Annotated in this window: 9 protein-coding genes and 1 pseudogene; 3 read left to right on the forward strand and 7 right to left on the reverse strand. The window is 44.8% G+C overall.

The genetic code is table 11. The features are described from left to right. Window positions 1-24: 24 nt before the first annotated feature. Both H8S64_RS22510 and H8S64_RS22515 read left to right on the forward strand, forming a co-directional pair. Window positions 25-528 (forward strand): annotated as a pseudogene (locus H8S64_RS22510) (septation protein IspZ); the annotation flags it as partial. Continuing rightward, entirely contained in the window at window positions 529-1,065 is a 537-nt protein-coding gene (locus H8S64_RS22515) for an NUDIX hydrolase (RefSeq protein ID WP_255469489.1), read from the forward strand. Window positions 1,066-1,322: 257 nt separating this feature from the next. On the opposite strand, the gene H8S64_RS07905 is transcribed toward H8S64_RS22515, so the two are convergent. The 4 genes from H8S64_RS07905 to H8S64_RS07920 form a co-directional block, all read right to left on the reverse strand. Beyond that, window positions 1,323-1,544 carry a DUF2795 domain-containing protein gene (locus tag H8S64_RS07905; RefSeq protein ID WP_009135471.1) on the reverse strand — a complete coding sequence of 74 codons (222 nt, stop codon included), beginning with the start codon at window positions 1,542-1,544 and terminating at the stop codon, window positions 1,323-1,325. A gap of 163 nt (window positions 1,545-1,707) precedes the next feature. Beyond that, window positions 1,708-3,495, reverse strand: a complete 1,788-nt coding sequence (locus H8S64_RS07910; RefSeq protein WP_099292693.1) for a chloride channel protein — start codon at window positions 3,493-3,495, stop codon at window positions 1,708-1,710. A gap of 24 nt (window positions 3,496-3,519) precedes the next feature. Continuing rightward, complete coding sequence (locus H8S64_RS07915; protein ID WP_186975653.1) at window positions 3,520-4,632, reverse strand: DUF4831 family protein; 1,113 nt, start codon at window positions 4,630-4,632, stop codon at window positions 3,520-3,522. Window positions 4,633-4,643: 11 nt separating this feature from the next. Next, window positions 4,644-6,176: an NAD(P)H-hydrate dehydratase gene (locus H8S64_RS07920; RefSeq protein ID WP_186975654.1), complete on the reverse strand. Its 1,533-nt coding sequence runs from the start codon at window positions 6,174-6,176 to the stop codon at window positions 4,644-4,646. Between the two features lie 115 nt (window positions 6,177-6,291). On the opposite strand from H8S64_RS07920, the gene H8S64_RS07925 reads away from it, so the two are divergent. Then, window positions 6,292-7,851 (forward strand): peptide MFS transporter, encoded by a 1,560-nt coding sequence (locus H8S64_RS07925; RefSeq protein ID WP_099292696.1) that lies wholly within the window; start codon window positions 6,292-6,294, stop codon window positions 7,849-7,851. A gap of 632 nt (window positions 7,852-8,483) precedes the next feature. Here H8S64_RS07925 and H8S64_RS07930 read toward each other — a convergent pair. From H8S64_RS07930 to proS, 3 genes are all read right to left on the reverse strand, one after another. Then, window positions 8,484-9,356: a DUF3078 domain-containing protein gene (locus H8S64_RS07930; protein WP_186975655.1), complete on the reverse strand. Its 873-nt coding sequence runs from the start codon at window positions 9,354-9,356 to the stop codon at window positions 8,484-8,486. Window positions 9,357-9,452: 96 nt separating this feature from the next. Further along, window positions 9,453-10,676, reverse strand: a complete 1,224-nt coding sequence (pepT, locus tag H8S64_RS07935; RefSeq protein ID WP_186975656.1) for a peptidase T — start codon at window positions 10,674-10,676, stop codon at window positions 9,453-9,455. A gap of 102 nt (window positions 10,677-10,778) precedes the next feature. Beyond that, the gene (gene proS / locus H8S64_RS07940; RefSeq protein WP_186975657.1) at window positions 10,779-12,254 is read right to left on the reverse strand and encodes a proline--tRNA ligase; all 1,476 of its coding nucleotides are present in this window, start codon (window positions 12,252-12,254) and stop codon (window positions 10,779-10,781) included. Window positions 12,255-12,488 lie beyond the last annotated feature (234 nt).

Genomic DNA, 12,488 nt, shown 5'->3' on the forward strand with positions numbered 1-12,488 from the left:
TTCAATCCTCAATTTTCAATTGTTATGCGTTCCCTTCTCCCCTCTTTTGTACTGATTATCCTGTATTTCATAGCCGAAGAATTTTTTGGCCCGCGAATCGGTTTGATTGCCGTCATCATACTTGGTGCCGGAGAATTTTTCTACTCGTGGATAAAAGAAAAGAGAATAAACAAAACGACTCTCGCCAATACCCTATTTTTCATCGCTTTGGGAGTAATCGCCGTGTTATTGGAAGGAACATCTTTTGAAAGAATACAACAAACCATCGTGGAAGCCGCCATGTGTGTATTGTTAGGCGTTTTCGCTTTCACGAAAGCCGACATGACGAAGACATTGCCCGAATCATACCGGAACACCTTACAAATCACCCCGGAACAGCAACAAGCCATGCACAGGATGCTCGGATTGTTATTCTATCTGCTTGTCATTCACACGGCTGTCGCTTTCGCTTCTGCCTTTCTCTGTAATGAAGAAGTACACGGTTTTATAGAAGGACCGTTATTATACATCCTGCTCGCCTTATTCTTCCTGACCTTCTTTGTCAAAAATCGTCTTCTAGCCAAAGCGGCACGTGACGACGAATGGTTGCCCGTGGTCAACGAGAAAGGGGAAGTTGTCGGAAAAGCCACCCGCCGCAGTGTACACTCCGGTTCCATGCTCCTCCACCCGGTAGTCCATCTCCACATCATGAATAAACAAGGAGATATCTACCTGCAAAAACGAAGCATGAAAAAAGACTTCCTGCCGGGTATGTGGGATACGGCAGTCGGCGGACATGTCGGGTTCGGGGAGAAAATTGAAGATGCCTTAAAACGGGAAACACAGGAAGAACTGGGAATCACTAAATTCAAAGCCCGGTTCCTCGGTTCTTACGTGTGGGAAAGTCCCCGTGAACGCGAACTCGTGTTCTCGTTCCTCTGTACCGCACACGACGCCATAGACATCCATAACGAAGAAGTTGACGAAGGACGTTTCTGGACTCGCGAAGAAATCGAGAATCCTGACAACACCTCCATATTCACCCCCAATTTCTTGCACGAGTATTATCGGTTACTGAAAAAATAACCTTACACTTGCAAAGTTGTTGCACGCCCCGTTCTTCCCCCTTGCCTACCCCCAAAGAGGCTATATTTACATAGCATAAACACATCATAAACGCAAATTTACGTTCATGCTACGTCCATGATACGTCTTTGAGGTTAAGCAAGGGTAACGTATGGTTCTGTAAAACACGGAGAATCCCACAACACCTGCAAGGAAGATTATACAAAAAGGATTGTCTAATTTCTTAGACAATCCTTTTTATTCATTACAACCATCAATTAATACTCATCCTCGTTAAAGAAGAAATCATCTTTACTCGGATAGTCCGGCCAAATATCTTCAATACTCTCGAAAATCTCCTCGTCATCTTCAATATCCTGAAGATTTTCAATCACTTCCATAGGCGCCCCAGAGCGAATGGCGTAGTCGATCAACTCATCTTTTGATGCAGGCCAAGGTGCATCTTCCAATTTTGAGGCTAATTCCAGTGTCCAATACATAGTTATATCGTTTATATAGTTTTTTCTATTTTGCCGCGAATATATACTTTATTTCTAATAATACAACCTCTTTACAATATAGAAGGAATTATTTAGAAACATTACAAGTAAAATATTTCACTCACTAATAACGGGAATACGGCTAAATAGTTACATATAAATTCTATTCATCATCGGAGAAGTGAATTAACACTTTACGGTAAGTATTGAATATCTTTGCTTTAGACACGAAACCGAGATATTGATGATCTTGTAAAACGGGCAAATTCCATGCCCCGGAATCCTCGAACTTTTTCATGACAACCTCCATCGAATCATTGATATCAATCACCACGGAAGGCGTCGTCATAAAATCCCTCACGTAAGTCTTGGAATACATATCCTGATTGAACATCACCTTACGAATATCGTCCAATAACACGATGCCCAATAATTGCTGTCGATCATTCAACACGGGGAACAAGTTCCGGCTCGATTTGGATACGACTTTTACCAGATCCCCCAACGTGGCATCCACCCCGATGGTTTTAAAATCCGTTTCCACGACCTTGTTCAACTTCATCAAAGTCAACACGGCCTTATCCTTGTTGTGAGTCAGTAAATCGCCTTGTATAGCCAACCGACGGGCATAAATAGAATAAGGTTCCATGCCTTGACTCGTCAGATAAGAGATAACTGACGTCAGCATCAACGGCAGGAACAAAGCGTATCCCCCCGAAATTTCAGCGATCAGGAACATCGCCGTCAAAGGTGCTTTCATTACTCCCGACATCGTGCCCGCCATACCCGCCAACACGAAATGGCTCGGTTCCACGTGACGGATACCACTCAGGTTTATCAACATGGCAACCAAGAATCCGGCAACACCACCCGTGAACAAACTCGGTGCGAATACACCACCTACTCCACCGCTACCATTCGTCAGTGCCGTGGCGATCACCTTCACGAAAATTAAACCGACCACGAAAAGAATCAACATCAACGTACTATCCCGAAAACCGAAAAAATACGTGTTATTCAATAATTTATCGGAATGCCCAGCCATCAAATCATCCAACGCCGAGTAACCTTCACCGTATAGCGGGGGAAAAATAAAAATCACCACTCCCAATAACGCTCCACCGATAGCCACCCGTTTCCAGATATTTTTCACCCGCCCGATCAACTGCTCTATCCGGATATTCATCCGAACGAAATACACGGACAATACCCCGGCAAAAACACCCAAAATAACATAGTACGGGAAATTAGCCATCACGAACTTATCGGTAATCTGATACGAGAACACGAAACCGTCGCCCATCAGGAAGAAAGTCACGACATACGAGGTAATAGCGGTAAACATTAAAGGTACTAACGAAGCCATCGTCAAATCAAGCATCAGCACTTCCAGCGTGAACACAATTCCGGCAATAGGAGCCTTGAATATTCCGGCAATAGCACCGGCCGCACCACACCCGATCATCAATGTCATTACCTTATAGTTCATCCTGAACATACGCGCCAGATTCGAACCGATCGACGCCCCGGTCAATACAATAGTTGCCTCCGTTCCGACAGATCCACCGAACCCGATAGTCAACGTACTGGCAATCATTGAGGAATAATTGTTGTGCGGTTTTATCATACTATTCCGACGAGAAATAGCGTACAAAACCTTCGTCACCCCGTGACTGATTCCCTCTTTCACGAAAAATTTCACGAACAACGTCGTGAGCAGAATACCGATAACAGGGTACACGAAGAAAAACAAGCTACCGCTATCCACCTGCATCCGTTCCGTGAAGAACACGTGAGTGTAATGTACCATATTTTTCAACACCACTCCCGCCAACCCGGTTACAATACCCACCAAGATACTCAAGATCACGATGAACTGTTTCTCCTTGATATTGCGAACACGCCACACCAAGAATCTCCCAAGTAACCCCTTATCGCTTACCTCCGCCATAAATAGAATTGTAAATACCTGAAATTATTTTTTTATCACACTTTTCAACGAACCGTATAGCGGATAAAATTCAAGGGCTATCCCCTCGTTATTGATCACATCCAACGGGAATTGCTTGATCACGCCTAACTGTGGAATAACACCGCTTACCGTCATTAGTACTTCTTTACCTTTCAAAAGGTAAATGTCAGCGGTTGCCGGCTCTCTGTAAAACAACGAGGGAACCGGACGGGCAGACTCTTTTTGTGGTGCGTCTTGTTTCCGAACCAACAAATTACGAAGTTCCACGATATAAGGCTGTGCCGAAACATTATTCTTAGCCGTTATCCCGTCTTCCGCGGAAAAACGGAATAAAACAACAGCTTCGTCCGCTTTCTCGGGTACAAAGGTAAATGTACGAACAACTTTACTCCGCACCTTCTTACCCATGAAAAGACTCATATAATCCTGTTCCAGTTTATCCAACGCTTTTAGAGCCTCGGCAGTAGCCGTTCCGTTGGTTAAAAGTTCCAATCTCTTTTTCCGTATGGCAAATAAATCTTCCGTGATTTCGCTCACGTAATCTTTTTCTTCCTTCAGCACATGACGCTCGATCGGGTCCCATACTCTACGAATCTCTCCCTCTACTTCCATCTCCGTGAAATTGGAATCCAACACCTCTTTTTGCGTGGAACGCAACCCGAAACGCACGTAATCAATATCGGCATCCGCGGCTTCTTTATCCGGCGCGTACACCATTTTCCCGTCGTGACTATTATTGGTAGCCCCGCTTCCCAATCCGGCCAAAAAACCTTCCGGGGTCACGTTGACCGTTATCGAATTATATTCACCCGCGGCATTCAGCGTGTACATCGCTTTGGTATCCGGCAACGCTTTCGGCACGAAACGGATATTCTTGATCGTCCATTCCTCTCCCGGCGTCATGATTTCCGGCTGCACCCCCAATTGCTGCATGGCATATTTACGGAAAGGTCCCGGCACAGCCTCCACACACTCCATCGTGACCACTATATCATAACCGATCTTCGGCAAGGCATAATTCACAGATACAGGAGTCGTTAATTCTCTCTTCTTCTGTCCTAAAACAGACAGGGATACTAATCCCATCAACCCGATAATCAATAAAAGTCGTTTCATTTCGTTTATCACTACTTAGCAATATTATATGTTTCCAACGTTTTCCACACCAACCCCAGCTTATCCGCGATGTCGCCCGCCCGGACTCCCCTCATTCCAAATTCCGCGGCTGCCAGATCACCCGCCTTACCGTGCGCGTAAACACCGATAACGGCTGCATCCAACGGCTCGTGTCCGCTTGCCAGCAACGCGGCAATGATTCCGGTCAACACATCTCCTGCCCCTCCTTTTGCCATTCCCGGGTTTCCTGTCATATTAAAATAACAATTACCGTCGGGAGAGGCTATCACCGTGCGCGCACCCTTCAATACTACATACAGTTGGTGTAGACCTGCAAAGGTGCTTAATTTATTTAATCTATCAAAATCATTTTCACTTTTTCCTGCCAATCTCTCGAATTCTTTCGGGTGAGGCGTCAACACGGCTCCCCGGGGTACCATACTCAACAATTCCGCGTCGGCAGCAAGCAGATTCAAGGCATCGGCATCAATCACCATTTTCCCCCGCCATGCCTTCAGCAACCGACGCATCCCGTACCTCGTCACATCACTCGTCCCTAAACCGGGTCCGATCCCGACAGCCTGTACCCTAGACAAATCGTTCACGCCCGAGAAACAGTAGTCACTCGAGTCCACCTCCACCAATGCCTCGGGTACGGCAAAATGGATCATCTCTTTCACGAAACGAGGCACATGCACCGTCAACAATCCCGTTCCCGAACGAATGGCTCCTCTTGCCGCCAACACGGCGGCACCCGGCATCGCGGGAGTCCCCGCTATTAATAAGGTATTCCCCAAGGTCCCTTTATGGGAAAACTTTTCCGGCATCAGCAAACGGGAGGCCACCGCTTCCTCGGTCAAAAAATAATAAGAAGAATCCCGTTCCCGCAAAATACCCGGATGCAAATGAATATCCAATACCTCTACTTCCCCGACATACTTCCCGTTCTCCGGGAACATGAATGCCAGTTTAGGAAATTGAAATGTAAAAGTGTAATCAGCCTCCACGATAGCCCCGTCATTCTCCCGGTTATCTTCACCGAGTAAACCGGAAGGAATATCTATTGCCACAACTGTATTAGGCAACTCGTTCACCTTTCGAATGACATCCCCCAAAAATCCGGTTACCGGACGATTCAACCCGGCACCGAAAATCGCGTCAATAATAACACTGTTTTCATCCGGCAGAAAATCTTCCGCTTTTTCCACCTCGATACACACTCCCCCGTTTCGTACAAAACGCTCCCTGTTCACGGCACAGTCGAGCGATAATTGCTTCCCCGGACACAAATCGAACACCTTGGTTATCAACCATTTTTCATTCAACAACCTAGCCACGACATACCCGTCGCCGGCATTATTCCCGCTCCCCGCCAGAATGTTAAAAATATGACCACGTGAAAAAAAAATCAATAATTTTTGTGTCAATAAACTAGCCGCCCTTTCCATCAGATTTAACGACGTTATCGGCTCATTATCAATCGTATATTCATCCAATTCCCGCAGTTCGGATGTCTTGAAAATTTTTCTATATTCGTTCTTCATAACAGAGTTCAAACGTTTTCAAGGACTAAAGATAAAAAAATAAATTATATTTGCGTGCTGTTAGCGTGAATGAAATAATTTTAATATTAATCAATACGAATCAAAAACAAAAGTTATGTTTAAAAATCATCCTAAAGGGTTGCTTACCGCGGCTCTAAGTAATATGGGAGAACGTTTCGGCTACTACATCATGAATGCCGTACTCGTGTTGTTCCTATGTTCTAAATTTGGTTTGAGTGAAGCTGCCAGTGGTACTATCTACTCTTTCTTTTACGCCGGTATATACATTTTAAGCCTTGTCGGAGGTCTTATTGCTGACCGCACGCAAAACTACAAGGGTACCATTAAGACCGGTCTTGTAATTATGGCATTAGGATACATTATCCTGTCCATTCCAATCCTCGCTACCGCGGCAAACACGACTTGGTTGTTGACGCTCACTTGCGTTGCCCTGTTCCTCATTGCCTTCGGTAACGGTTTGTTCAAAGGTAACTTGCAAGCTATCGTGGGTCAGATGTACGATAACTTCGAGGCAGACGCCGCCAAACAAGGTCCGGAAGCTCTCAAAATCGCGAAAGACAAGCGGGATTCAGGATTCCAAATCTTCTACGTGTTTATCAACGTGGGTGGTTTGATTGCCCCGTTCATCGCTCCGGTTTTACGCCAATGGTGGTTGGGAACAAACGGATTCACTTACAACGCACAACTCCCGGCACTTTGCCACGAGTATATTAACAATGCTGCCGCTATGGCACCGGAAGCTCTTGCCAACTTACAACAACTTATGGTTGCTGCTGGTGGAGCCGTTTCCGACCTGACCGCATCTTGCAGCCAATACCTGCAAATTTTCAATGAAGGTATTCACTATTCATTCATTGCATCTGTTGCAGCCATGCTTATCTCTCTTGTTATTTTCTTTGTTTCCCAAAAGACTTTCCCGAATCCCGCGAAGAAGGCTACTGCCCAAAGCGTAGACTACACCCCGGAGGAGAAAGCTGCTATGGCTAAAGAAATTAAACAGAGAATGTACGCGTTATTTGCTGTTTTGGGTATAGTTATTTTCTTCTGGTTCTCATTCCACCAGAACGGTATGTCACTTTCATTCTTCGCCCGCGACTTCGTGGATTCCTCTGCTGTCGCTCCTGAAGTATGGCAAGCAATCAATCCCTTCTTCGTGATTGTCCTTACCCCCATTATCATGGCTATTTTCGGGGCTCTCGCAAGACGCGGTAAAGAAATTTCAACTCCCCGCAAAATCGCTATCGGTATGTTCATCGCGGGTATGGCCTTCTTGTTCCTTGCAATTTTCTCCTTGATGAAAGGTTATCCTTCAGCAGATTCATTCAAATTACTGCCTATCGCGGAGCAAATGGCAAGCAAGGCTCACTGGTGGGTTCTTATCGCCACTTACTTCTTCTTGACAGTTGCAGAGTTGTTTATCTCTCCTCTTGGATTATCCTTCGTGTCAAAAGTTGCTCCCAAGAGCATGCTCGGTTTATGTCAAGGTCTATGGTTAGCGGCTACCGCTCTCGGTAACCTTCTACTTTGGATTGGTCCCCTTATGTACAACGCGTGGCCAATCTGGCAATGCTGGACTGTATTCTTGATCGTATGCCTTGTATCCATGGGCGTTATGCTTGGTATGGTGAAATGGCTTGAAAGAGTTACAAAATAAGCAACAACTTTATTCATATAAAAAGAGGCTGCACGATGCAGCCTCTTTTTGTATCTTTGTAACCGCCGTAACAGTTACGGCGGTTACAGAATAATAATTATCATCGTTGGCTTTCTGGTTCGCATGAACAAGTGTAATCCTATTGAAGAGCCACTGTAAAACCGCAGTAAAGCTACCCTTCTTACCATTCTCGTTCCGTTCGTGCATTTATGTTGCTCCATGTAAGATAGGGGCAATATAGATGCACAAACACCTCAAGCACGGTAAGAACAGTAGCTTTAGGATTACTTCTCTTCGGCTTTGCGGTTAAAGTAAGGATAATTAAACACGATTATTGAACTAATCAAGCCAATCCCTTGTATTTAGATTGCTCTAAAGGACAGACATATTTAATAAAAGTACATTATTGCCTTACTTCCCTATGATTATTCATTCAGTTCATATCGTCATTCTCGTATAGAATTAATAGGCTTTTTCGATGCGGCATATAATAAAATTCCTTCACCTACTGTTTCAATTGAACGTCTGCAAGCAACAATTGAGCGATTGCAAGAAGAAAACAAAAAACGTGGAATACGGTGCCTTGCAAGCATTCCGTATTCCACGTTTACACAAAATCTTGGTTAATCTTCCTAGAAATGAATCTGCAACCCCACTCCCAACACTTCTTTAAACTGAACCCGCGGTCCGGCGGTTCCGTCTTTCTGCGCGATCTTCACATCATTATCATACAGCAAGTTGGTAGACAACGTGGTTGAAAACCATTTATTGATAGCCATATTCAACTGCACGTCCCAACGGACATCAATATTCTGCGGGTCTTCCAAGTAATTGGAATACAATTCCAATCGGGAATAAATCGTCATGTTCTGCAAAAACTCGTAGTTTACTTCGGCCTTCAAGTTGGCACCGAATTCTGATAGCAAATGTTTTCCCTTGTCCACGCCGAAAGCACCTTCATCCGACAGGCGTTTGTTTGCCACGATAGTTCCCCGCCATGAAGCAGGGGTAATGGTCGCCGTAAATATTTTATTCGGACTCCACGTGGCACCAACACCAATCACTAAATACCCGGGCGCCAAGAATTTAGATATAAAATCAGAATCCTCGATATTATAATCATAACCCTTGGCAAACTGCGTGTTAAAGTTCAACAAGGCACTCCAGTACCAAGCTTTATACATCTGATAACCGTATGTAGAGGCGAAATAGATCTTAGCGTTTGTCTTCCGGGCGCTTTTCCCGTCATTCTTGGTCAAACCGTATCCCAATTCCAAACGATTTTGCCATAATTGACGATCGCGTTTAAAATCGGCACTGTACGTTATCTGGCTATCAAATGCCATCGCGGACTCACCTCCGGCAGACCAACTACTCAAGCTAACCTGTGTCAATTTCAACCCGAAATATCCCGCTTTAGTCCAAGCCGTATCCCTTACGGGCTGCGCATCCAATTGCCCCCATCCCAACAGGAACAAGGCAATACATAAAAATCCTCTCATCATATTCTTTTTAAATAATTCGTGATATAATTCTACAAAGTAACTTTATCACATGAAACGTGAAACAATGAAAATTTGTTACACGTTAAGTTCATAAACTCAAACTTTAGCACAAAATTCGGATATCTTCACGATCAATTTAACCGCATTCTCCATGGATGACACGGGAATATACTCGTAACGCCCGTGAGAATTATGTGCCCCGTTAGACAAATTCGGGGTGGGCAATCCCATGAAAGACAATTTCGAGCCGTTAGTACCTCCCCGGATAGGCACAAACAAAGGTTTGATGCCTAACTCCACCATGGCTTGTTTGGCGATATCCACGATGTACCGTACAGGTTCAAGTCGTTCTTTCATGTTCGCGTACTGATCCTTCATATCCAACAATACCGGCAAATCGTATTTTCTGGTAAACTCCCGAACACCGTTCTCGATTACCCCTTTGCGCCACTCGAAAGTTTCTCTATCAAAATCACGAATCAATATCTCAAGTACTGTTTCTTCCACGGTTCCTTTTATGGAATAAATATGGAAAAAGCCTTCGTAACCGGAAGTATACTCGGGAGCCTCCTTTTTCGGCAGACTTGCCATGAACTCGTTGGCTACCTTGATAGAATTAACCATCTTGTTTTTAGCGTAACCAGGGTGGAAATTCCTTCCCTTGAACGTCAAGCGAGCCAAAGCCGCATTAAAATTCTCGTATTCCAATTCCCCGATCTCACCCCCATCCAAGGTATAAGCGAACTTAGCCCCGAATTTCTTCAAATCAAAATGGTCAACTCCTTCTCCAATCTCCTCGTCCGGGGTAAAGCAAACGGCAATTCTCCCGTGTTTGATTTCCGGATGCTGAATCAAATACTCCATTGCCGTCAAAATCTCGGCAATACCCGCTTTATCATCCGCTCCCAAAAGAGTATTCCCGTCCGTCACGATCAAATCCGTCCCCACGTAATTCTTCAACTCGGGGAAATCATCCGGCGACAAAGTAAACCCTTTTTCTTTATTTAAAAGAACATCTGTACCCTTGTAGTTCTCGATTATCTGTGGTTTCACGTGTTTACCCGTCATATCCGGGCTAGTATCCATGTGGGCGATAAACCCGATAGATGAACACTCCTTGTCCGTGTTCCCGGGCACAAATCCCATCACATACCCGTAATCATCTACCGACACGTCCTGCATACCCATTGCTTGCATCTCCTCTGAAAGGAGATAAGCAAATTCCAATTGTCCCGGTGTGCTCGGAACCAACCCGGTTTCCCGATCCGATTCCGTGTGTATCTTCGCATACCTGAGAAAACGCTCAACTACTGGCAACATAAAACAATTTTAAATTTTAGACTTCAAATTTTAACTTTTAAATTATCCAATTTCGACTCAGACTGCCATTGCAATCTAAAATCTACAATTTAAAATTTAAAATTAATAAGCTCTCGCTATCAACACCCTCCTGCGCGACGGCTTCCCTGTCACCATGCACTTGCCTTCTTCCTCGGGAGCATCAAACGGGATACAACGAATCGTGGCTTTCGTCTCGTTCTTGATCTTCTCCTCCGTTTCCGGGGTTCCGTCCCAATGACACAAGAAGAACCCGCCTTTCGTGTCAATCAACGTTTTGAACTCCTCGTAAGAATCCACTTTCGTGATCCAATTGTTACGCCGCTCCAGTGCTAATTTGTATATATTCTCCTGAATCTCGTCCAATAACTTCTCGATGTGTAATTCAATACCTTCCAAGGGTAACGTTTCCTTGGTCAAAGTATCGCGGCGAGCCACTTCAATCGTTCCGTTTTCCAGATCACGCTCTCCCATGGCCAAACGCACGGGAACGCCCTTCAACTCGTAGTCGGCAAATTTCCAACCCGGTTTTTGCGTGTCCCGATCATCGAACTTAACCGTGATTCCGGCTTTCTTCAGTTTCTCGATCAAACCACTAACCGTTTGACGGATTTTCTCCAATCCCTCCATGCTCTTGTAAATCGGAACTATCGCCACTTGAAGCGGAGCCAGTTTTGGCGGCAACACCAAACCGTTGTCATCGGAATGAGCCATAATCAACGCTCCCATCAAACGGGTAGAAACTCCCCAAGATGTAGCCCACACGTACTCTTGTTTCCCCTCTTTCGTGGTAAATTGCACGTCAAAAGCCTTGGCAAAATTCTGTCCCAAGAAATGAGAAGTACCCGATTGCAGAGCCTTCCCGTCCTGCATCATGGCCTCGATCGTCAGTGTATCCAAAGCCCCGGCGAAACGCTCCGTTTCACTCTTGTGTCCCATGATAACGGGCATTGCCATCCATTTCTCGGCAAACTCGGCATACACGCGTACCATCTTATGAGCCTCCTCGACAGCTTCTTCTTTCGTGGCGTGAGCCGTGTGACCTTCTTGCCACAAGAACTCGGCAGTACGCAGGAACATACGCGTACGCATCTCCCAGCGCATCACGTTAGCCCATTGGTTACACAAGATCGGAAGATCCCTGTACGACTGAATCCAATTCTTGTAAGTATTCCAAATAATCGTCTCGGAAGTCGGACGAATAATATATTCTTCTTCCAACTTAGCAGCCGGGTCAACAACTACCCCGCCCCCGTTGGGATCATTTTTCAATCGATAATGAGTTACAACCGCACACTCCTTGGCAAATCCCTCCACGTGGTCAGCTTCCTTGGAAAAGAAAGATTTGGGAATCAACAATGGGAAATAAGCATTGCTATGCCCGGTGTCTTTAAACATCTGGTCCAACTGACGTTGAATCTTCTCCCATATGGCATAACCGTAAGGTTTTATCACCATACATCCTCTTACTGCTGAATTCTCTGCTAATCCGGCTTTCACGACCAGATCATTGTACCATTGTGAATAATTCTCTTCTCTTGAAGTTAAAAACTTAGCCATCTCATTATTTTTTGATAAAACAAGCGCAAATTTACAACAAAAACTAGGATTTCCGATTTTTATTTTCTATTTTTATCATGATAATAGGCATTTTGCCTTTTATTCGTGCAAAATGCAACCGACAGATTGACAAGTTTATGACTTGTTAGCATGAAAGTAGGAGAAATAAACATAGCGTGGTACGCAATTTGTTATATTATAGAATAAACCAAGACACTCAAAAATTGTCATACA

The organism is Butyricimonas hominis (assembly GCF_014287455.1).
Classification (GTDB): domain Bacteria; phylum Bacteroidota; class Bacteroidia; order Bacteroidales; family Marinifilaceae; genus Butyricimonas; species Butyricimonas muris.